At 68.7% G+C, this 21,027-nt stretch carries 16 protein-coding genes and 1 pseudogene; 9 read left to right on the forward strand and 8 right to left on the reverse strand.

Annotation, left to right across the window (positions count from 1 at the left end; all coding sequences use genetic code 11):
- Entirely contained in the window at positions 1 to 1,350 is a 1,350-nt protein-coding gene (locus CCR79_RS04805) for an MFS transporter (RefSeq protein ID WP_201169331.1), read from the reverse strand.
- A gap of 92 nt (positions 1,351 to 1,442) precedes the next feature.
- A pseudogene (locus CCR79_RS04810) lies at positions 1,443 to 1,547 on the reverse strand (Wadjet anti-phage system protein JetD domain-containing protein); the annotation flags it as partial.
- Between the two features lie 52 nt (positions 1,548 to 1,599).
- Between CCR79_RS04810 and CCR79_RS04815 the strand changes: the two are divergent.
- A complete protein-coding gene (locus CCR79_RS04815; protein ID WP_201169344.1) occupies positions 1,600 to 2,547 on the forward strand; it encodes a diguanylate cyclase in 948 nt (315 codons plus the stop codon).
- 130 nt (positions 2,548 to 2,677) lie between these two features.
- Positions 2,678 to 6,472 (forward strand): PAS domain S-box protein, encoded by a 3,795-nt coding sequence (locus CCR79_RS04820; protein ID WP_201169345.1) that lies wholly within the window; start codon positions 2,678 to 2,680, stop codon positions 6,470 to 6,472.
- Positions 6,473 to 6,509: 37 nt separating this feature from the next.
- On the opposite strand, the gene CCR79_RS04825 is transcribed toward CCR79_RS04820, so the two are convergent.
- On the reverse strand, positions 6,510 to 8,081 hold the full coding sequence (locus CCR79_RS04825) for a hybrid sensor histidine kinase/response regulator (RefSeq protein WP_201169346.1): 1,572 nt from the start codon (positions 8,079 to 8,081) through the stop codon (positions 6,510 to 6,512).
- A gap of 186 nt (positions 8,082 to 8,267) precedes the next feature.
- Here CCR79_RS04825 and CCR79_RS04830 point away from each other — a divergent pair, with 186 nt between their 5' ends.
- Positions 8,268 to 8,672 (forward strand): hypothetical protein, encoded by a 405-nt coding sequence (locus CCR79_RS04830; RefSeq protein WP_201169347.1) that lies wholly within the window; start codon positions 8,268 to 8,270, stop codon positions 8,670 to 8,672.
- 239 nt (positions 8,673 to 8,911) lie between these two features.
- Here CCR79_RS04830 and kaiC read toward each other — a convergent pair whose 3' ends face one another.
- Together kaiC and CCR79_RS04840 are read right to left on the reverse strand one after the other, a co-directional pair.
- A complete protein-coding gene (gene kaiC / locus CCR79_RS04835) occupies positions 8,912 to 10,438 on the reverse strand; it encodes a circadian clock protein KaiC (RefSeq protein WP_201169348.1) in 1,527 nt (508 codons plus the stop codon).
- Positions 10,435 to 10,746: a circadian clock KaiB family protein gene (locus tag CCR79_RS04840; RefSeq protein WP_201169351.1), complete on the reverse strand. Its 312-nt coding sequence runs from the start codon at positions 10,744 to 10,746 to the stop codon at positions 10,435 to 10,437. Before CCR79_RS04840 ends, kaiC begins: the two co-directional genes overlap by 4 nt.
- 192 nt (positions 10,747 to 10,938) lie before the next feature.
- Here CCR79_RS04840 and CCR79_RS04845 point away from each other — a divergent pair, with 192 nt between their 5' ends.
- Together CCR79_RS04845 and CCR79_RS04850 are read left to right on the forward strand one after the other, a co-directional pair.
- On the forward strand, positions 10,939 to 13,440 hold the full coding sequence (locus CCR79_RS04845; RefSeq protein ID WP_201169353.1) for an EAL domain-containing protein: 2,502 nt from the start codon (positions 10,939 to 10,941) through the stop codon (positions 13,438 to 13,440).
- Between the two features lie 44 nt (positions 13,441 to 13,484).
- Complete coding sequence (locus tag CCR79_RS04850) at positions 13,485 to 14,129, forward strand: LysE family transporter (RefSeq protein WP_201169356.1); 645 nt, start codon at positions 13,485 to 13,487, stop codon at positions 14,127 to 14,129.
- Positions 14,130 to 14,158: 29 nt separating this feature from the next.
- Here the strand turns inward: CCR79_RS04850 and CCR79_RS04855 are convergent, their stop codons facing one another.
- A complete protein-coding gene (locus CCR79_RS04855; RefSeq protein WP_201169359.1) occupies positions 14,159 to 15,391 on the reverse strand; it encodes an HD-GYP domain-containing protein in 1,233 nt (410 codons plus the stop codon).
- Between the two features lie 186 nt (positions 15,392 to 15,577).
- On the opposite strand from CCR79_RS04855, the gene CCR79_RS04860 reads away from it, so the two are divergent.
- Genes CCR79_RS04860 through CCR79_RS04870 form a run of 3 tightly spaced genes read left to right on the forward strand, consistent with a single transcriptional unit; the run spans position 15,578 to position 20,180 of the window.
- Positions 15,578 to 19,123, forward strand: coding sequence for an SNF2-related protein (locus CCR79_RS04860; RefSeq protein ID WP_201169361.1), 3,546 nt, complete (start codon positions 15,578 to 15,580; stop codon positions 19,121 to 19,123).
- 59 nt (positions 19,124 to 19,182) lie between these two features.
- Entirely contained in the window at positions 19,183 to 19,686 is a 504-nt protein-coding gene (locus CCR79_RS04865; RefSeq protein WP_201169363.1) for a permease, read from the forward strand.
- A complete protein-coding gene (locus CCR79_RS04870; protein ID WP_201169365.1) occupies positions 19,680 to 20,180 on the forward strand; it encodes a hypothetical protein in 501 nt (166 codons plus the stop codon). Before CCR79_RS04865 ends, CCR79_RS04870 begins: the two co-directional genes overlap by 7 nt.
- A gap of 21 nt (positions 20,181 to 20,201) precedes the next feature.
- Here CCR79_RS04870 and CCR79_RS04875 read toward each other — a convergent pair whose 3' ends face one another.
- Together CCR79_RS04875 and CCR79_RS04880 are read right to left on the reverse strand one after the other, a co-directional pair.
- Positions 20,202 to 20,339, reverse strand: coding sequence for a hypothetical protein (locus CCR79_RS04875; RefSeq protein ID WP_201169367.1), 138 nt, complete (start codon positions 20,337 to 20,339; stop codon positions 20,202 to 20,204).
- A gap of 81 nt (positions 20,340 to 20,420) precedes the next feature.
- The gene (locus tag CCR79_RS04880) at positions 20,421 to 20,645 is read right to left on the reverse strand and encodes a hypothetical protein (protein ID WP_201169369.1); all 225 of its coding nucleotides are present in this window, start codon (positions 20,643 to 20,645) and stop codon (positions 20,421 to 20,423) included.
- A gap of 63 nt (positions 20,646 to 20,708) precedes the next feature.
- On the opposite strand from CCR79_RS04880, the gene CCR79_RS04885 reads away from it, so the two are divergent.
- Positions 20,709 to 20,918 (forward strand): hemin uptake protein HemP, encoded by a 210-nt coding sequence (locus CCR79_RS04885; RefSeq protein ID WP_201169372.1) that lies wholly within the window; start codon positions 20,709 to 20,711, stop codon positions 20,916 to 20,918.
- The last annotated feature ends 109 nt before the right edge of the window (positions 20,919 to 21,027 follow it).

Genomic DNA, 21,027 nt, shown 5'->3' on the forward strand with positions numbered 1-21,027 from the left:
CTATCCGGTTGCTGCCTCCTCGGTGACCTCCGGCAGCCGGGCGGAAAGCCAGGCGCCGGCCAGGCCCATGGCTGAGAGGATGAGGATCACGCCGGTGATCGGCATGACCGCGGTCAGGGCCCCGATCAGACCGGTGAGCAGCAGGACCACGCCGATGACGGTGTTGCTGACGGCGACGTAGTCGGTGCGCTTGTTGCCGCCGGCCAGATCGACCACGTAGGTCTTGCGGCCCATGCGCACCCCGGCGTGGGCCACGGCGAGGAGGAAGAAGAAGACGGGGTAGACGGCAGCGTGGCCGGCGACCCCCGGCAACAGATGGACAAGCGCCACCAGCGCGATGCCCACCAGCGCGGCGGCCAGCCCGGCGCGGATCATCACCCGGCGGCTGGAGGCATCCGCAAAGCGCCCCCAGAACGGCGCGGAGAGCAGATCCGCCAGGCCGTCGGCGATGACGAACAGCCCCAGCGCCAGGGCGGCCGCCCCGGTCTGCTCGTAGGCGAGCATGACGATGAACGGGGCGGTCAGCGCCGAGCAGAGCAGCAGCGCGCGGGCCAGGACGAAACGCCGGAACGGCGGATCCTCGGCGAGGAGACTGAGCCGATCCACCGCCTCGCGGATGGCGTTGGCGCCGCCCGCGGTCTCGCCGGGCTCCTCGCGGATGGCGGCGTAGAACCCGGCGCCGAGTACCCACAGCGCCGCAGCGCCGGCGAGCAGCAGGGCGTAGAAACCGGCTCCCCCGGCCTCGCCCATGCCCAGCCACAGCGCCAGGCCGACGCCCACGGTCACCAGTCCGGCGGCGGCCGCGGACCAGCCGTTGACCTGGCCGCGCCGGGTCTTGGGCACGGTCTTGCCGAGGACGTCCTTGGAGGCCACCGAACAGAGGCCCCGGGCCAGGCTGAAGAGCACCAGCGCGGCGATGATGCCGGCACCGGCGGCCGCCCCCTCGAGGGTCAGCGCAACCCCGGCCATGGCCAGCACCGCCCCGCCCTGCAGGAGGTTGCCGAGCACGTAGGTCCACTTGCGCACCGCCCGGCGCCGGACGAAGCTGGCGATCAGCAGCTGCGGCAGCAGCGAGCCGGACTCGCGCACCGGCACCAGGAAGGCCGTGAAGAGCCCCGGCGCGGACAGCGCGCTGAGCACCCAGGCGAGGACCGTCTTGGGGTTGGCGATGGCATCGCCGAGCTTGGTGAAGAACTGCGCGGCGATCTGCAGGAAGAAGTTGCCCGGGACGACCCGGCAGGCGTCCGCGCTGATATCGCGGCAGACGCGGGCGTCCTCCTCGTTGACCAGGGTTCGGTAGGCCTTGTCCAGGGCGCCTTCGGCAGGCGTGGCGGCCGGCTGCTGCTCCATGGTGACGGGTCGGCTCCGTGGCTGCGGGATCTCGCCTCGAACCGCCCAACCCTACCAACACAACCGCATCGCGGCGAGGCCCGTGGCGGTGCTCACAGCTGGCGCAGCCGCCCCCGGACCCACCCGAAGGCGATCCGCTCCTGCTCAAGACGGACCCGCCCACCCAGGCGGCCCCGGCGCAGATCCTCGAAAAGCGCCGCTTCCGCCGTGCCTGTTCGGGGTCACCGTTAGGCTGCATAATGCCGTTCTATGGAGAAGGAAGAACACCCCACGGCGCCCGAACATGACGGCACGCCGCCGACTATCCTCATCGTCGACGACGAGCCGACCAACATCCAGGCGCTGGCCCACCTGCTCAAGGACGACTACCGCATCCGGGTCACGGCAGCCGGCGAGAAGGCGCTGGCGATCGCCGCCGCGGATCCGCAGCCGGATCTGATCCTGCTCGACGTGGTCATGCCCGAGCCCGACGGCTACGAGGTCTGCCGCAGACTCAAGGCCGACCCGCGCACCCAGGGCATCCCGGTGATCTTCGTCACCGGCCGGGACAGCGCCGCGGATGAAGAGCGCGGGCTGGAACTCGGCGCCGTGGACTACATCATCAAGCCGTTCAGCCCGCGGATCACCCGCACCCGCGTGCGCAACCACGTCGAGCTCAAGCGCAAGACCGACGCGCTGGAGCGGCTCTCGCAGCGCGACGGGCTGACCGACCTGCCCAATCGCCGGGTGCTGGACCAGCGCCTCGGGGAGGAGTGGACGCGCTCCCAGCGCGGCGGTACGCCGCTGTCAGTGGTCATGATGGACATCGACCACTTCAAGCCGTTCAACGACCACTACGGCCACGGCGCCGGTGACGACTGCTTGCGCCGCGTCGCCCGTGCCCTGGCCGGCGTACCGGGGCGAACCACCGATCTGGTGGCCCGCTACGGCGGCGAGGAGTTCATCGCCCTGCTGCCCTACACCGACAAAGCCGATGCCTGGCGGATGGCCGAACGATTCCGCACCGCGGTGGCTGCACTCCAGCTGACCCACGGCCACACCACCACCGGAATCGTGACCCTGAGCGTGGGCGTGGCCACCCATAACGCCGGCGACGGGACCGCCAGCGCCGAGCAGCTTCAGCAGGCCGCGGACCGGGCGCTCTACGCGGCCAAGCAGGCCGGCCGGAACCAGACCCACCAGGCGCCGGCCCCCTGAGCAGGCGCCGCAGCCCCGCCCACACCCTGCGACGCACCGCGTCGGACGCTGTGTTAATCTGCCCTTAACCCCTCTTCCGACAAGGGTACGGCGGAGGGACGCACGGCACCGCAGCTTCGGGGGTGACAGCATGACAGGCGCTGAGGCAAACCCCGGTAGCACAACCGGCCGGTGCGGCGAGTGGCAGACCCTGTTCGCCCACCTCCCCGACGCCACCCTGCTCATCGATCCGGGCACCGGCCGCGTGCTCGAGGGCAACCCGGCCGCGGCCGAGCACCTCGGCTACCCGGTGGAGGCGCTATGCGGTCTGACCATCCCCGATTTCGAGGCCGTCGAAACCCCGGAGGAGATCGCCGCGCACGTTGAACGGATCCGGCGCCACGGGCGCGACGACTTCGAGAGCCAGCACCGCCGCCGCGACGGAACGCTGATCGATGTCCAGATCACGGTCTCGCAGATCGATTTTGGCGGACACCCCCGGCTGCTCGCCGTCTTCCGGGACATCACCGAGCGCAAGGAGACCATCCGGGCCCTGCGGGCCAGCGAGCAGCGCTTTCTCGATGTGGTCAACGCGGCCGGCGAGTATATCTGGGAGATCGACCGCAACGGGATCTACCAGATGGTGACCGCCCAGATCGAGCCGGTTCTCGGCCGACCGGTGGCGGAGATCATCGGTCGCTCCCCGGTCGATTTCATGCCCGCCGAAGAGGCTCAGCGAATCCAGGCGATGCTCGCCGAGCGGGCCGAGACCGGGGCCCCCTGGCAGGGCCTGGAACATGAGTCGCTGCACCCGGACGGCACCCGGATCTGGCAGCGGGTCAGCGGGCTGCCGATCTTCGACGACCACGGGGCGCTGATCGGCTTCCGGGGCACCGGGCGCGATATCACCGCCGAGCGCCAGGCCCAACGCAACGAGCGGCGGCTCAACGAGCGGCTGCGCCTGGCCACCACGGCGGCCCGGATCGGCGCTTGGGAACTGGATCTGGAGACCGAGCAGCTGGAGTGGGATACGGGCTCGACCCGCATCTTCGGCTTCGACCCCACCGTTTTCCAACACCGCCTGGCGGGCTGGCGCGCCCTGCTCCCGACGGAGAGTCAGGCGATCACCCGGGACCTGGTCGAACGCACCCTGCGGACCCAGGAGCCGTGCGAGGCAGAATTCCGATTTGAGCGCCCCGACGACGGGACCGTACGGCACATCCGCGCCGTGGGCCATTCGGTCCGCGACGAACAGGGCCGGGTCCGGCGCGTGGTGGGGATCAACGAGGACATCACCGACCGGGTCCAGGCCCGTGAGGCCCTGGCGGCGCAGGAGGCCCGCTTCCGCGGCCTGTTCGAACTCGCGCCGGTGGGGCTGGCGATGAACGACTTCGAGACCGGTGCCTTCGTCGACTTCAACGCCAAGCTGCCCGAATCGGCGGGCTATACCCGCGAGGCTTTCGCCGGGCTCACTTACTGGGACCTGACCCCGAGCGAGTACGAAGAGCAAGAGCTGGAGCAACTCCGGGCCATGGAGGGCACCGGTTACTATGGGCCGTACGAGAAGGAGTTCATCCACCGCGACGGGCATCGCTTCCCGGTTTTGCTCAACGGGTTCCGCATGACGGACCCGCAGACCGGGCGGACGGTGATCTGGTCGGTCATCCAGGATATCTCCGAGCGCAAGGCGGTGGAACGGACCCTGCGCCGGGCCAAGGAGCAGGCGGAGAGCGCGAACCGGGCCAAGAGCGACTTCTTGGCCAACATGAGCCACGAGATCCGCACGCCGATGAACGCCGTCATCGGCCTGGGACAGCTGCTGCTTGACACCGATCTCGCGCCCACCCAGCGCAGCTACGCGGAGAAGATGCACAACGCCTCGCGGATGCTGCTGGGGATCATCAACGACATCCTCGACTACTCCAAGATCGAGGCGGACAAGCTCACCCTCGACCCGCACCCGTTCGACCTCCACGAGCTCACCGATCAGATGGCGACCCTGTTCGGCGAGACGGCCGGCGAAAAGGGCCTGGAGCTGTTCCTGCGGGTGGAGCCGAGCGTCCCCTCATCCCTGACCGGCGACGCCCTGCGCCTGGGCCAGGTCCTGAGCAACCTGCTCTCCAACGCCATCAAGTTCACCCGCAAGGGGCAGGTCGGGCTCACCGTCGAGCGCATCGATGAGGACGCCGAGGGCGTGCGGCTGCGCTTCACCGTCGAGGACACCGGCATCGGCATCAGCGCCGAGCAGCGCCGCCACCTCTTCCAGGCCTTCTCCCAGGCGGACACCTCCACCACCCGCAACTACGGCGGCACCGGCCTGGGGCTGGTGATCAGCCAGCGGCTGGTCGAGCGCATGGGCGGTGAACTCCAACTGTCCTCGACGCCGGGCGCCGGCACGCGCTTCTCGTTCGAGCTACGGCTACCCACCGCCGGGGCCCGATCGCCGGCCACGCTTGAACCGAATGCGTTCGGGGGGCACGTGCTGGTGGTCGACGATCACCGGATCGCCCGGCAGATCCTGCGCGAACACCTGGAGGGATGGGGGTTCGCGGTCACCGAGGCCGACAGCGGCCCGGCAGCGATCGAGGCCGCGCGGAGCGCCGAGCGCAGCGGCCGGCCCTTCAAGCTGATGCTGATCGACGTGCACCTGCCGGGCGGACCGGATGGCCGGGATACGGCACAGCACCTGCGAACCCTACACGAGCACGGCGACCTGCCCGCCACCGACGCCCGCATCATCCTGGTCAGCGCTTACCAGCCGGAGGGCGAGGCAGCGGACGATCACATCGACGGCCACCTGGCCAAGCCGGTCACCGCCTCCACGCTCCTGGACATGATCCAGACCACCCTGGGCGGCGATGCCGACGGCGGAACCGCCTGCGAGACCGGGACGATCCCGGATCTGACCGGCCGCTCGCTGCTCCTGGTCGAAGACAACGCCATCAATCAGGAGGTGGCGCAGCGGCTGCTGGAACAGACCGGCGCCCGGATCATCCTGGCCAGCAACGGCGCCGAGGCGGTAGCGCGCTGCCGCGAGGCGCCCTTCGACCTGATCCTCATGGACCTGCAGATGCCCATCATGGACGGCTACGAGGCCACCCGCGAGATCCGCCGGGACCACCCCTCGCTGCCCATCCTGGCGCTGACCGCGGCCGTGCTCGACAGCGACCGCGCAGGCGCCCGTGAAGCCGGCCTGGATGATCACATCGGCAAGCCCATCGACCGGCAGCTGCTGTACCAGCGCCTGGCCTACTGGCTCGGTGAGAGCCGTCCGTCGTCCGCCGCAGCGGATGCCTCCACGCCGGTCGACGAAGGGGATGAAGCCGACACGCTGCCCGAGCACCTGCCGGGGATCGATCAAGCCCTCGGGCTACGCCACCTGGAGGGGGATCGGGCTTTCTATCGGCGCCTGCTGCAGCGCTTCGCCGACCAGCTCGACGGCGAGCTCGGCCAGCTCCCCGCGGCCCTGGACCGGGGCGAGACCGCGACCGCGCAGAGGCTGGCGCACACGCTCAAGAGCACCGCCGCCACCGTCGGAGCCACCCGGCTGGCCGAGGCCGCGACCGCCGTCGACGGCTGCCTGAAGGCCAACGAGGCCGTGCCCGAGGAGCTGCACGAGGCCGTGCGCGCGGCCCTGGCCGAGCTGGCCGGCGGCCTGGCAGCGCTGGCAAAGGCGCCACCACCCCCTGCGCGGCCGAGCAGCCGGGACAAGGCCGCCGGAGGGAAGGCCCTGGCAGCACTGCAGAGGGCCCTGGACAGCCACGAACTGGTCGAGGAGGCGCTTCTGGAGGCGGCCCTGGAGCACCTGGCCACCTTCGCCGAGGCATCGACGATCGAGGCGCTGCGCGCGGAGATCGAGCAGTTCGATTACGAGGCGGCTGCCGAGCGGCTGAGCCGTCTGGCCACGAAGACCTCCCCGCTGGATGGAGGCCAGCAAACGCCCTGAGGGGAGGCACGACCGCCTGGCGCCGGCGTAGACGCGCTCAGACCGGACAGCCGGTGGACTGTTCCCGCAGCCTGCGGATGTGATCGATGAGCTGCTGCAGGACACCCAGTCCGACCCGCTCCTTGAACACCCGGTCCGCCCCGGCCTGCAGGCAGTCGCGCTGCACGTCGGCCAGAGGATGGGCGGTGATGATAGCAATGGGGGTGCGCGGCATGTCCTCCTCGGCTTCGGCCTGACGCACCAGCCGGGTCAGCCGGCGTCCGTCGAGATCGGGCAGGTGCAGGTCGAGGAGCATCAGGTCCGGGGGCCGGCGCTGCCACTCGTCGAAGGCGTCCACGCCGTTGTCCACCAGACGGGGTGCGCAGCCGATGCGCAGCAGGAGTTCGTAGAGCAGCCGGCCACTGGCCGCATCGTCCTCGGCGACCAGCACATCGAGTTCCACCGCACCCGGGGACGGGACCTCGTCACCGAGCAGATCGCCAACCATTGAGGCCTCGCCGTCGTTGTCGGCCTCCGGGAGCACGGCGGAGAAGCTGAAGACCGCACCCGCGCCGGGGGTGCTCTCCACCCGGATTTCCCCACCGAGCAGCGAGACGATCTGCTGGCAGATGTAGAGGCCGAAGCCACAGCCGGTTTCACAGGTGGGTGAGTTGCAGGCGCGCGTGAAGGCCTCGAAGATGCGCGCCTGATCCGCCTCGGCGATCCCCGGCCCGGTGTCGGCCACCGCCACCTCGATCCGCGCCCCCTCAAGCCGCCGCACGCGTACCGTCACCGAGCCATGCTCGGTGAAGTGGATGGCGTTGTGGGTGAGGTTGTTGACCACCTGGAGAAAGCGTACCGGATCGCCGCGCACCCGGCGCGGCAGCGCGCCGCCCCACTCCAGGTGCAGCTGCAGTCCCTTGCGCTCGGCGAGTTCGCGCAGCAGCGCCACCTGCTCCGACAGGCAGCGGCGCAGGTCGAAGGGCTCGGCGCGCAGTTGGCCTGCATCGGGCTCGGGCTGTGCCAGTCCAAGGATGGCGTGGACCTGGGCGAGGAGGGTCTCGCCGGCCATTTCCGCCTGCTCGAGGTCGTAGCGCTGCTCGGCATCCAGGGCGGAGGCCCGGAGACGCTCATGGGCCCGGCCCAGGGTCCGCAGCGGCTTGCTCAGCCCATGGCTGATCGCCCGAAGGGAGGCGCGGTGCTCCTGCTCGGCACGGGCACGGGCCCGCTCGGCCTGGCGCTGCTCGGTGACGTCCTCGTTGATCCCGAACATCCGGCTCGGCTGGCCCTGCTCGTCGTAGAGCTGCTGTCCGGCGGAGCGGATATCCCGCAGGCTGCCGTCCGGCCGGCGGATGCGAAAGGTCGTCTCCCAGGGCTGGCCCTGCTCCACCGCCGCCCAGATCCGCTCCAGCGCGGCCCGGCGGTCTTCCGGCAGCAGGCGCTGCTCCCAGGCCGCGAAGGTCAGCGGCGCATCGCCGTAGGGCACCCCGTAGAGGTCGTACATGGGCTGATTCCAGTGGAACACGCCGGCGCGCATGTCCAGTTCCCAGACCCCGATCCCGGCGGCTTCGGTGGCGACCCGAAAGCGCTGCTCGTTCTGATGGATGATGCGGTGATACGGGTTGGACATCCGGGCACGCCCCTAGCCTTCCGTGCATTGGACTACCCTCAGAATATACGCGCTTTTTGCGGCGCGACATAGCCTGCTGCCTGCAACGCCGGCGAAGAGGAATCCCGCAGGGAAATCACGTTGTGCAGTGCACCGCGCCCGGCAATATTGAATGGGCAGCGTTCCAGCACATTGCGGAGGTGGGGAATGTTTAGTGCGATCCAGAAGACCCTTGTCCTGATTGGCCTCGCCGTTATCGCCGTCGTCTATGCGGGCATGAATGTGCACGCGTGGGCCTGGTGGGAGACGGCGGGCACCCTGCGTGAGCAGTACGACGCAACCATCATCGGCCTCAACGGCCTCGCCGGCCTGCTCATGATCATCGGCGGCGCCTTTGGGGCCGAGAACTACTACCGTGACCTGCGCGGGGACAATCTCCCGGGCAGCGGCGGTATGGCGGCAAGCCTGCCGAGTTCATCGCTGCGGGTGGACCAGGAGGCATTCTTCAGCTCTAGTGGCAGCGCCGCCGGCTACGATCTGGCGATCAAGCTCGGCTTTGTGATCCTGCTCTGCGGCCACGCCTTGATCGTCTACTCCCGGGCCGTTAGCTGACCGGGGTAGCGAACAGGCGAAATCCCGAATAGCAAGGCGGGTTGACGCAACCGGTCATCGCCCCCCGGCCGGCCCTGCAGTAGGGCCGGCCGGGGACTTCTCTGCCGCCAGACCCGGCGGTCAGCACACCGACGCGCCCGACACCGTCCGGTGCCGGGCGTCTACGCATTGCCAGCTTCCGCGTTGCCGAGGCGATCGCCGTCGGGCGCATTGGACGGCGCCACCATGCCGGCGCGGGTTCACTCACAGTAATGCGAGGATCGGGGATCCCTGCCGGCAGCGGACGGCGAGTCGATGATTCGGTTGGGATGCCCCTCCAGGATGCCTTCGATGCCGCGGAACGGGTCGCCGATATGCATGCCCCGGTGATCGATCCGGAACTGCCGAATGCTCTTCTCGTGAGCGGCACCGCGCATCTTGAGGACGGTGAGCCCGCGCCGCACCTCGCCGGCCATTTCGACGTAGCGCAGCAGGATGATCGAATCGGTGAGTGTGGAGATGTGGGCCTCGGTGACGGAGGATCCACCCATCAGCGAGGGCGTACTGGCCGTAAACAATCCCGCCGTCTCCCGATCCTTGGTGAAGGAGGTCAGAGCGATGACAAACTCCCGGAACCCACGTGGGGTGGCTACGCGCTCCAGCGCGGTCAGGCTGTCGAGAGCGATCCGGTGGGGCCGGAAGGTGTCGATGGCCTGCTTGATGCGGATGAGGTGATCCTCCAGCCCGGCCGACTCCGGGTACTCGCAGTGGATTTGCAGGTCACCCCGCGCTTCGGCGGGCTCGTACTGAACGTCCCAGCCACGGGCGTTGCGGATGAGCTGGTCGCGACTCTCCTCGAAGGCAAAGAGCAGGCAACGCTCGCCGACCGCCAGGCCGCCTGCGATGAATTCCGTGGCCATCAGGGTCTTGCCGGTCCCCGTGGCCCCGGAAGCGAGCACGATGGAATCCCTGTAAAAGCCACCGCCGCACATCCGGTCCAGATCGGCGTTGCCCGAGGTAATACGCAATTCGGAGGAACGCTGGGTCAGTTCCATCGCCGAGAGCGGGATTGCAACCACACCGCTTTCGGGCAGGATCGTGAACGGGTACTCCCCTTTCTGGTGGTTCGTGCCGCGGAATTTGAGGATCTCCACCGTCCGGCGGCGTGTCTCCGCCTCCAGGATATTCCGCAGGATGACCACGTTATCCGCAACGAACTCTTCCACCCCGTGCCGTGCCACCAAACCATACTCGGCCTCGCGCTCGGCGGTCATGACGGTGGTGATCTCCAGGCGCTTCATCTGGCCGGCAATCCGAAACAGATCCCAGCGCACCTGCCGGACATCCGGGAAGCGCGAGAACATGGCACCGAGGGAGTCGATGGCCAGGCGGGTCGCGCCCGAGCGCTGCACGGCGCCGAAGACCCGAGCGATCAGGCCACCCAGGTCGTAGGCGCCGGTCTCCTGCGGCTCCTGATCGATATCGGGGGAGGCGTCCACGAACGTCCACCAGCCGCTGGCCTCCCACTCCTCCACGGGCCACCCGAAGGCCTGCAGATTGCGCCGCAGGTCGGCCGGTGATTCCTCGCAAGTGACAAAAACGCCCGGGGTTTGCTCATCGAGGATCCCCGCAGCCAGGAACTGCCCCGCAAAGACCGTCTTGCCGCTACCCGGCGTACCCGCGACCAGAGTGGTCCGTCCCGCCGGGACACCCCCCCGGGCGATGGAGTCGAACCCCGGGATCCCGGTGGCGGTCTTGCGCACCGGCTCGATGCTCCGTTCACTCATGGCATTCCATCCTTTGCCTCGGGGATCAACTGCAGGCCGTTGAGTACCTGCTCACGATCCGAAAGATCACCGATGACACGCCGCACCGGTGGCGGTAGCTCCTTAATGAGCGCGGGGGTGGCAATCACCCCCTCTTCGTCACCCCGGTGCGGCTCGTGCATCAGATCGACCACCTCGATGCGGTACTGATCCGGGAACTGTGACTCGCAGATCCGCTGGAGATTGTGCAGGGCTGCGCGGGCGTGCGGACTGTCGCCCGCAATGAAAAGCCGCAGCAGATAGCGGGGCGCGGAGGTGTCTTCTGGCATATCTGGCGTGCCCTGAGGTCTTCCGGGCAGGCTAGCATCGCCGGTCTCACAAGACCATCGAACGCCAGCTGGCGTGCTTGTGCACGACCGCCTGCGTGCTGGCAGAATGCCCGCAGGACGTGGCCGGGATCGACCCTAATCGGGGCACCGACCGCCGCCCGGGCCCCCGGGGCGACACAAGGACTCCCGCACATGGATAACGAGACGCCGGTCACCCGGCTAATGCACGCCGGCATCCTCCACTGCTCACCGGAGACCCCGCTCAACGAGGCGGCCAACCGCATGGCTGCGGGCGGCAAAAGCGCCATCGTGGTCCTCGATGACGAGGATCGCGCCATCGGCATCTGGACCGAACACGACGCGCTGACCGTCGATTTCTCCGACCCCTGCGCGTGTCAGGTTCCGATCCGCGAAGCCATGAGCTCCCCGGTAGAGACGGTGCCGTCGCAGACCTCCATCGGCGAGGCGGCCAGTGCCTTCCGCGAGGGGCGGCGCCGCCATGCGCTGGTGGTGGACACCCGCGAGCGGCCCATCGGCATCATCTCGCGCACCGATGTCGTCCTCAATCTGGGCCTCGCCCCCTACCTGCGCCTGCGTGAGGTGCGCAGCGTCATGCGTACCGAGCCACTGGTCCTGCCCGACACCCTCCCCCTGGCCGATGCGGCGGCGCAGATGCGCGAGTCGGCCTGGGAGGCCGCCGTGGTGGCCGCCCCCGGTGACGAGCTGGGCATAATTACCGAGCGGGACCTGGTGCGCTGCGTCGCCGACTACCCCGGCTCGACGGTGATCGGCGCACTGGCCAGCCGCCCGCTGCTCCAAATCGAGGCCGATGCCCTGTTGATCCGCGCACGCAGCCTGTTCTTCCACAACCAGGTCCGCCACCTCGCCGTAACCGATGAGCAGGGCTCCGTGGCGGGGCTGCTCGGCCTCAACGACCTACTCGTTGGCACCGAGCAGCTCCACCTCAAGGATTTGCAGAGCGCCATCGAGCAGCGCGACGAGGCCATCAGCGAATCCCGCATTAACGCTCGTTTGGCACAGCGGCTAATCGAGTCCTCGCGGGAGGCGGTGATGATCACCAGCGCCGAGGGTTACATCGAGTACATCAATGATGCCTTCGTCGATCTCACCGGCTACAGCAATAGGGACGTCATCGGTCGAACCCCGTCGCTGCTGGCCTCGGGCCGCCATGCCCAGTCTTTCTTCAGCGACATGTGGCAGTCGATCCACGAGCAAGGCGCCTGGGAAGGCGACATCTGGAACCGGCGCAAGACCGGCGAACTCTACCTGGCCAGCCTGAACATCAGTGCCGTACGCAACGATCGGGGGCAGACCGTCAACTACGTCGGCCAACTACACGATGTCACCGAAATCCGCGACCAGCAGGAGCGGCTGCGCCGCCAGGCCTACTACGACCCGTTGACCCGACTGCCCAACCGGCGCCTGATCGAGGAGCGGCTACCGACCATAGTGACCCGGGCCAGCCGTGAGGGTGGTCACATCGGGATCGTCATCATCGACCTCGACGGCTTCAAGCAGGTCAACGACAGCCTGAACCACGACAGCGGTGACCGCATCCTCCAGGAACTGGCCGGGCGCATGAACGAAACCCTGGGCGAGGCGGACGAACTGGGCCGGCTGGCCGGCGATGAGTTCATCGCCATCATTGCCCCGGGCGGGGACCACGACGGCGTGGTCCGGCGTGCCCGGCGTCTGATGAGCGCCGTGAACGCCCCCCTGGAGCAGGCCGGACAGCACTTTCGCATCGGCTGCAGCGTCGGGATCGCCACCTACCCGGACGACGGCGAGGAGGCCAGCGCGCTGATCCAGCATGCCAGCACCGCACTGCGCCGGGCTAAACACGAGGGGCGCAACACCCTGCGCCTCTACCGCGCCGAGATGCACGAGGCCATCCACCAACGCCTGGCCCTGGAGAGCGATCTGCGCGGCGCCCTGGAGAATGACGCGGGCCTAGAGGTCTGGTACCAGCCGCTGTTCACGTCAGCCCACCACCGCCTCGCCCACCTGGAGGCCCTCGTCCGCTGGCGTCACCCGCAGCAGGGGCTCATCGCCCCGGGAACGTTCGTGCCACTGGCCGAGCAGGCAGGGCTGATGCGCAGCCTGGGTGACTGGGTGCTCGACGCGGTCTGCCGGCAACTGGCCACCTGGCGGGAGCAGGGGCTGAGTCCTCCGCCCGTCGCCGTCAACCTCTCAGCGCAGCAGCTGTGGGTCGATGATCTGGTGAGCCGGGTCCGCGACCGACTCGATCACCATCAGTTGCCGAGCCAATGCCTCTCCTTCGAGCTCACCGAGAGCGCATTCCTGGCTCCGGATCAGAACCCCACCGGGGTGCTGCGAGGGCTGCGCGAAATCCCCTGCGAGGTCGCCATCGACGACTTCGGTACGGGCTACTCGTCCCTGAGCTACCTTCATGAGCTCCCGGCCAACACCCTGAAAATCGACCGGGCGTTTATCCGCGGCTTGGCGGAGAACCGCAACAGCCGCGCCATCGTCGCTGCGATCACCAGCCTGGCCCGGGAGCTTGGCATGAAGGTGGTGGCCGAAGGGGTGGAGACAGCCGAACAGCTGGCGGCCCTGGAAGGCTTTCCGGTGGACCTGGTGCAGGGTTTCCTGCTCGGGCGGCCCACCCCCGCCGAGGACGTGGAGCAGGCGTTCCTGACCGCGACGGCTTAGGCGCCGCATCCGCACCAGCAGCGATGCAGGACCCTTTCTGACCGGTGGAAGCAAACGACTGGCTACTGCTGATCACCGTCTGCGCCCTGGGGGCCATGTCGCCGGGGCCGAGCCTGGCGGTTGTGGCGCGTCACAGCCTGGAAGGCGGTCGGTCGGCCGGGCTCACCGCGGCCGTCGCCCACGGTATCGGCGTCGGCGGCTACGCCGCCCTCAGCGTGGTCGGGCTGGCCGGTATCCTGGCCGCCCACCCGACCCTGCTGGCGGCCATCCAGGGCCTGGGTGCCGCATACCTGGGCTGGCTGGCCGTGCAGTCCGCCCGCAGCGCCCGGATCGGACCGGAACCCCCTGCTGCACAGAAAGACCGGTCGCCGGCGCAACCGGGCAGCCCGATCCAGGCGGCAGGAGACGGCCTGGCCATGGCACTGCTCAACCCGAAGATTGCCCTGTTCTTCCTGGCGATCTTCAGCCCGTTCACCGGCCCCGGGCAGGCGGCGTGGGAGCAGGCGCTGATGGTGTCCATTGCCGCCGGGGTGGACATCGGGTGGTATGCGGCGGTCGCCGCGCTGTTCTCGCTGCCAGCCTGGCGTGAGCGGCTAAAAAGCCACCAGCGGCTGCGCGAAGGAGTCTTCGCTGTGGTATTGGCCATGCTCGCGCTCTACACCGCCGGCATCGCTGTGGGCGCTGTCTGAGCCCGCGCGATGAGCCGGGGCGGCCGCAATCACCCGCGCTCGGCGCGATCCACCGCCTCGCCCCACTCCTGGTCATAGCCCCAGGCCATGTGCGGCGAATAGAGCACGCGCAGCTCCTCCTGGCGGTACACGCCACGGATCTCTACACCCTCCTCCTCCGCCAGCGAGCGGAACCGTGGGCGGATGAAGACGCTGCCGTCCGGCCGGCGCAGCAGGAAAACCTGTGGGGCCATGCTGCTCGGGCCGCGACGGGTCACCACCGCGGTCTCGCCGTTGCTCAGATCGACCAGGGTGCCCGGTGGGAAAACCCCCAACTCGCGAATGAGCAGCCGCGTCAGCGTGGCGTCGAAGCGACACCCATCGTCCGCGTATAGCTCCCGCAGGGTATCCCGGATGACATGCGCCGGGCGGTGAGCGCGAGGGGTCACCATGGCCATATAGACATCGGCGAGCATGACCACCGCGGCCTCGGTACTGATCCCCTCCCGCGTCAGCCCGCGGGGGTAGCCGGAGCCGTCCATCCGTTCGTGATGCTCGCGGACGGCGCGCAGCCAATGTTGATCCTCCAGGCCCGCGGCCGTCAGCAACGCCTCGGTCCGCTCCGGGTGACTGTGGAGTTCACGGCGCTGCGCCGCGCTGAGGGCGCTCTCCTGCTGATCGAGCTGTTCCTGCAGGGCGAGCATGCTGAGGTTGGCGGTCAGCGACGCACCGACCACCGCCCGGCGCTGACCACCGTCCAGAGAGGCGGCGCGGGCGAGCAGGTCCGCGACTACAGCCTTGCGGATGGGGTGCAGCACGCGATTGGGGAACTCGCGGTTGATGTGCGCCGCCGCCAGTGCAGCATCCGGATCGCGGTCGATCAGGTTGCCGAGCTGGCTGATCATCCCTTCCAGCCGCAGCAGGTAGTCGTGGCGACCGAGATCGATGGCGTGATGGACCCGCCGCAGGGAAGCGGCACATCGGTCGAAACTGACGAAGGGATCGAACTTCAGTTCGCCACTGTGGTTCTCCCAAGACGGGCTGGCTTCCCCCAGGGTAACCGTATCCTCCTGGAACGAGGTGGCACGAGCGCGCCCCGACTCCAGCAGCATCTGGCGCTGCGCGTCGCTTTTCAGCACGCGGCCGGAGCGCAGCAGGAGCCGCTCGTAGGTATCGTAGATGGAGTAAGGCACCGGGCGACCCACGACGAGATCCTTTCCGCGCACGGGCAGGAAGCGCTCCGGCTCCCCGCTTTCTGGGCTGCGTTTCGACTGCTCGCTCATGATCGCTGGTGACCGCAAAATGGACCGAGGAGGCGGTGAGCCGCTACGACAAACCGCCGCAGGCTGGTTTCCACCTCCCAGAATATCGGGAAACGCACGCCGGGAGAACCGCTCGGGGCCGCCGGAACCCTCAGCCACCCGGCCGCGCGCTTGGCCGGGACGGTGCCAGCCGCTAAGCTGGGCCCCATGACGCGCGCAACCTTCGGCCGGACCTGGTGGGGCGAGCAGTGGCTTGGCGCCCTGCACGAAATCGATTACACCAATCGCCTGCCACGGGGCCGGCGTTACGCCAACAACGGGTCCGTCCAGGCCCTGACCATCGATCAGGGCGAGGTCACCGCCCGGGTGAAGGGGTCGCGTCGCCAGCCTTACAAGGTACACCTGCGGATCCCTGCGTTGCCGGCGGATCAGACCCGGCAGCTGATCGAGGCCATTGTCGATGATCCGGCGCTGCTCGCAGGGCTGCTCAACAGGCAGCTGGATCCGGCGGTACTGGAGCGCGCCAAGGCGGCGGGCATCCGCGTCTTCCCGAGCAGCTGGCAGGAGCTGGGCATGCGCTGCTCGTGCCCGGACTGGGCCGTCCCGTGCAAGCACCTAGCGGCGGCGGTCTATCTGCTGACACGCGAGATCGATACAGATCCGTTCCTGGTCTTCCGATTGCGCGGGGTCGACTTACTCGGCGCGCTGCGCGAGCGGGGCCATGAACTCCCAGAGAACGACGCCCAGGGGGCGCCGCCGAGCCTGGCGGCGGCACTGTGCGCCGGCAGCGCGGCACCGGAGGAGACAGCGGCCGACCCGGCAGTGCTCGCCGAGCTAGATTTCTCACGGCTGCCCGATCGCATCGAGGCGATCCCGGACGCCCTCCCCCAGGAACCGCCGATCGGCGGGCTGAACAGCTACCGCAAGCTCTGGCGCACCCAGATACGGCGTGTCGCCCGGCAGGCCCAGCGCACGCTGAGCGACGCCGCACGCAGCGACGCACAGGTCCAGGAGGCGCAGACCCAAGCCACCACCCTGACCCCGGACGACCACCCCATCATTCGGGTGGATGCCGACGGCGACGTCCAGATCGACGGCTGTGAAGCGGCTGCAGAGCTCGCGGACCTCGTCGAGCTGCTCGCGCCCCTGGACGCCGACCAGGTGGCCGACCTGCAGCCGGAGGTTGCAGCCCTGCATGCGGCCTACCGCACCGCCCTGCACCTGACCGCCGCCGGCGCGGCGGTACCCTGGGTACTGACCATCGACCGGGGCGGCACCAGCGTCCTGTGGATGCCAGCGAGCCTGGATCCGCAGGTCGATACGCTCCTGCGCAGCCTTGCTGCGGGCACCCCGGAAGGGGTCATCCGCCTGGACGAGCCCGGGGCCGACCAGGGCCTCGACCGCCGGACCCGGGCCCGTCTGCTCTGCGGCCTGTTCATCGATTACTGGATCCGGGAGTGGAGCGAGCTTGCCAGCAATGCAGCCGCTGACCCGGTGGCCGACCTGCTTTTCGGCGGTGGCTGCGCCTGGCTGTCGGATCCCGGCCAGGGCGGCACCGCCGCCAGCCTGCACCATTGGCTGCGCCGTTTGCACCTGGCCGAAGCGGCGCAGACCCTGATCCTGCGTGTGGACGAGCCGCAGCCCGAATCCTTCGAACTCTCCATCGAGGTCGGCGACGAGCCGGGCGGCAACGGCGCGGGCGCCCATCGCCCGCTCGCCGACGCCCTCGCCGAGCGCGGCGACGGGCACAGCGAGCTGCTGCGCACCACGGCGATGCTGGCCGATGCCTACGACCCGCTGCGCGACTACCTGCGTGGCGGGGGCCGCACACCGCTGTCACTCACCCTCGACGAGCTGCCGGAACTGCTCTTCAACGTCTTCCCGACACTGCAGCTGCTCGGCGTCCGCACGCTGCTGCCCCGGTCGCTGGAGCGACTGGGCCGACCACCGAGCGCAACGATGAGGCTCACCGCCAGCAGTAGCGACAGCGACGGCCACCTCAACGCCAACGATCTGTTCCGCTTCGACTGGCAGGTGGCAGTGGGCGATGACGTGATCGACCCGGGAACCTTTGAGGACTTGGTGGAAGGGGCGACCGGGCTGGTCCGCTTCCGCGGACAATATGTTTACCTCGACCCGCAGGAGATCGAACGTGTCCGCCGCAACCTGGCCAACCCGCCGAAGGTTGACGGCGCGGAGCTGACCCGAGTCGCGCTCACGGGGGAGTACGCTGGGACGCCAGTGCAGTTGGACGAAAGCGCCCGGGAACGGGTCGCAGCTCTGCACCAGGACCTTGAGCGCGCGCCCCCCCGATCACTGGCTGCGCAGCTGCGCCCCTACCAGCAACGCGGCTTTCAGTGGCTCTACGGCAATGTCCGCGCCGGTCTGGGCTGCGTGATCGCCGACGACATGGGCCTGGGCAAGACCGTGCAGATTCTGGCCCTGCTCGCGCAGCTCCGCGACGACGGGGAACTGGCCGGGCGGCCGGCGCTGGTCGTGGTCCCGACCAGCCTGCTCAGCAACTGGATGCGCGAAATCCAGCAATTCGCCCCCGAGCTGGGTGCCACCACTTACCACGGCGGCCGGCGCGCCCTGCCGGACGATGCGCAGGGAACCGGCGTCGTGCTCACGACCTACGGCGTGGCGCGAACCGACGCCGCACGGCTGCGGCGGCAGTCCTGGCGCGCGCTGGTGGTCGACGAGGCACACAACCTCAAGAACCCCCAGGCGGCCCAGACCAAGGCGATCAAATCCATCCCCGCCGGCGCCCGGGTAGCCATGAGCGGCACCCCGGTGGAGAACCGACTCACTGAGTACTGGAGCCTGATGGACTTTTGCAATCCGGGCCTGCTCGGCACCCTGAAGCGCTTCACGCGCGAGTACGTCACCCCGATCCAGACCCACGGTGACCAGGAGACGGCCACGCGCTTTCGCCAGGTCACGGCCCCTTTCCTGCTGCGACGGCTGAAGACCGACCGAAGCATCATCACCGACCTGCCGGAGAAGATCGAGCAGTATCAGTACTGTCAGCTCACTCCCGAACAGAGTGCGCTGTACGAATCGGTGGTGCGCGAGGGCCTGGAGGTCATCCAGGGAACCTGCGATACGTTCCGGCGCCAGGGTCTGGTGCTACAGATGATCCTGGCGCTCAAGCAGATCTGTAACCACCCGCGCCAGTACCTTAAGGAGGGCGAATACGGGAGCGAGGCGTCGGGCAAGATGCAGCGCCTGCTCGAACTCCTCCAACCGATCCAGCGCCGGCACGAGAAGGCGATCGTGTTCACGCAGTTCCGCGAGGCCGGCAGCTTGCTCCAAGAGGCCGTCGCCGAGACCACCGGCCGCACACCGGCGTTCCTGCATGGCGGGCTCTCGAGAAACCAGCGCGACGCAGTCGTCCACCGCTTCCAGAATGATCGCACCGAACGGGTACTGGTGCTGTCCCTGAAGGCCGCCGGCACCGGACTCAACCTGACTGCGGCCTCCCACGTCATCCACTTCGACCTGTGGTGGAACCCGGCCGTCGAGGCCCAGGCCACGGACCGCGCCTACCGCATCGGGCAAACGCAGACGGTTCAGGTCCACCGCCTGCTGACCCAGGGCACCTTCGAGGAGCGGATCAACGACATGATCCAGTCCAAGCGCGCACTGACGGAGATGACGGTGGAAAGCGGCGAGCAGTGGATCGGCAATCTGGACGACGCCCAACTCAGCCAGGTTTTCAGCCTGGGTCAGAGCCACACCGAGCCGGCGTGACAGCGCCCCACGACCGTGACGAGGGGCACACGCGCATGTCCGCGCGGTACTTGGATCCGATGACGATCTTCTTCGCGGTGCTGGCGCTGGGCGCCGGGGCCGCGGTCTACGTGCTCCATGGCCCGGCGGCCTGGTGGGACGCACTCAGCCGGGCCGGCGAGTTGATGCTGCAGGTGGCACCGATCCTGGTGGCTGCGCTGCTCATGTCCGGCTATGTACAGACACTGATCCCGCGCCACGCCATTGAACGCTGGCTGGGCGAGCGCAGCGGCGTGCGTGGCCTCGCCCTGGCCACGGCTGCCGGCGCCCTCACTCCGGGCGGCCCGTTCGCCGCCTTCCCGCTGGTGGTGGCCCTGCTGCGCTCGGGTGCCGCGTTCGAGGTGTGCGTCGCCTACCTCACCGCCTGGTCGGTCCTCGGCCTGAACCGCGCCCTGGTCTGGGAGATCCCGTTCTTCGGGCTCGACTTCGTTGCGCTGAAGATGCTCGTCTCCCTGCCCCTGCCCTTTCTGGCCGCACTCCTGGCCCGCCCGTTGGGCCGTCGCGTGAGACGTTGGGCATGCTGAGTGCTTTTGTGACCATCCTCATCCTGCTGGGGATCTGCGCGGCGATCGCGCAGTTCCAGCCCCACGGCAGCCATCGTGCCGCCGCCCGGGAGGGCTGGCGACAACTCCAGCCGCTGCTCACGCGCCTCCCGGTAGCGCTCATCGCGGCAGCCTTCCTGGCCGTGCTGATTCCGGCCGAGGCGGTCGGCTCGCTGTTCGGCGAGGACTCGGGCGGCGCAGGGATCCTGATCGCATCGTTGCTCGGCGGCTTCCTGCCCGGCGGACCGGTGGTCGCCTTCCCTCTAGTCGTGGTGCTGAGCGACGCCGGCGCCGGCATGGCTCAGCTCATCGCACTGATCACCGCCTGGTCGGTGCTCGCCTTCCACCGCGTCGCCGCCTTCGAGCTGCCGATGCTCGGCGCCCGCACCACCGCGGCCCGCCTGCTGGTCTCCCTGCCGCTGCCAGTACTCGCCGGAGTAGCGGCCGGTGCGCTGACCGGGGCGCTGGCACCTTGAGGCCCCGCGCCCGGCCGCCGATCAGACCGGGCGCAGCGCCAACCCGAAGATGATCAGGGCCACAATGAGCGCCAAGGTCACCGCCAGCAGGGGGTGGCGGCGAAACCCGCCCGGGCTGGCGAGCTCCCGGAGCAACCTGCGCAGTCGATCAATCCTCATCCGATAGCGCCCCTTATCCGCCGCCCCTGTCCACCTGCACAGCGGGTTTTGCTCACAATCGAGGGGTTCCACGCGTTGGACTCAGCGGGCAGGTAGGGTCAACCGGAACGTGCAGACCCGCTCGATCAGCTCCAGATCGTGGCTGATTACAATGACACACGCCCCGGAGTCCGCCAAGCGCTGCAGGTTCCGCACGATCAGCGTGAGATTCGCGCCGTCGAGTCCACTGGTCGGCTCACCAACGCAGACCCCCGGTTGCCGAGCCGGGCATTCCGGACTAGAATCGCATTCGCTAATGATTCTCATCCGCGCCCTGGCGGATTGACGCTCCGGGCACGGGCAGAGGCACGGCAATCAGAGGAAGCAGCCATGACCAAACGGAACCAGGAGCCGACGACCGCCGCCCACAGCCAGGAGGTTCCCACTCCGAGCGATCATCAGCGCGAACAGACCTCAAGGACCCCGCACATGGACAGCGCTGCCCTCTTCAACGGCGCGAATCGTGTCTTCATCCACCACCGCGGTGAGGCGTACCAGCTCCGTGAGACAAGACAGGGCAAACTCATCCTGACCAAGTGACCCGGGCCGTTTCACCCCGGCTCTACGCCCTACATTCCATCGTTTTTTATTCCATTTTCGCGAGCCAGGTGCTGCCCCCTGCACCCAGCCAGCCACTGCGTAAACCGTG

This window comes from Halorhodospira halophila (assembly GCF_016653405.1).
Classification (GTDB): domain Bacteria; phylum Pseudomonadota; class Gammaproteobacteria; order Nitrococcales; family Halorhodospiraceae; genus Halorhodospira; species Halorhodospira halophila_A.

Bases quoted from the DNA above. Each gene is read 5' to 3' on its own strand.
- CCR79_RS04820 (WP_201169345.1), top strand. From the start codon at position 2,678: ATGACAGGCGCTGAGGCAAACCCCGGTAGCACAACCGGCCGGTGCGGC.
- CCR79_RS04885 (WP_201169372.1), top strand. From the start codon at position 20,709: ATGACCAAACGGAACCAGGAGCCGACGACCGCCGCCCACAGCCAGGAG.
- CCR79_RS04875 (WP_201169367.1), bottom strand. From the start codon at position 20,339: ATGAGGATTGATCGACTGCGCAGGTTGCTCCGGGAGCTCGCCAGCCCG.
- CCR79_RS04865 (WP_201169363.1), top strand. From the start codon at position 19,183: ATGACGATCTTCTTCGCGGTGCTGGCGCTGGGCGCCGGGGCCGCGGTC.
- CCR79_RS04880 (WP_201169369.1), bottom strand. From the start codon at position 20,645: ATGAGAATCATTAGCGAATGCGATTCTAGTCCGGAATGCCCGGCTCGG.
- kaiC (WP_201169348.1), bottom strand. From the start codon at position 10,438: ATGAGTGAACGGAGCATCGAGCCGGTGCGCAAGACCGCCACCGGGATC.
- CCR79_RS04840 (WP_201169351.1), bottom strand. From the start codon at position 10,746: ATGCCAGAAGACACCTCCGCGCCCCGCTATCTGCTGCGGCTTTTCATT.
- CCR79_RS04855 (WP_201169359.1), bottom strand. From the start codon at position 15,391: ATGAGCGAGCAGTCGAAACGCAGCCCAGAAAGCGGGGAGCCGGAGCGC.
- CCR79_RS04830 (WP_201169347.1), top strand. From the start codon at position 8,268: ATGTTTAGTGCGATCCAGAAGACCCTTGTCCTGATTGGCCTCGCCGTT.
- CCR79_RS04825 (WP_201169346.1), bottom strand. From the start codon at position 8,081: ATGTCCAACCCGTATCACCGCATCATCCATCAGAACGAGCAGCGCTTT.
- CCR79_RS04870 (WP_201169365.1), top strand. From the start codon at position 19,680: ATGCTGAGTGCTTTTGTGACCATCCTCATCCTGCTGGGGATCTGCGCG.
- CCR79_RS04805 (WP_201169331.1), bottom strand. From the start codon at position 1,350: ATGGAGCAGCAGCCGGCCGCCACGCCTGCCGAAGGCGCCCTGGACAAG.
- CCR79_RS04815 (WP_201169344.1), top strand. From the start codon at position 1,600: ATGGAGAAGGAAGAACACCCCACGGCGCCCGAACATGACGGCACGCCG.
- CCR79_RS04860 (WP_201169361.1), top strand. From the start codon at position 15,578: ATGACGCGCGCAACCTTCGGCCGGACCTGGTGGGGCGAGCAGTGGCTT.
- CCR79_RS04845 (WP_201169353.1), top strand. From the start codon at position 10,939: ATGGATAACGAGACGCCGGTCACCCGGCTAATGCACGCCGGCATCCTC.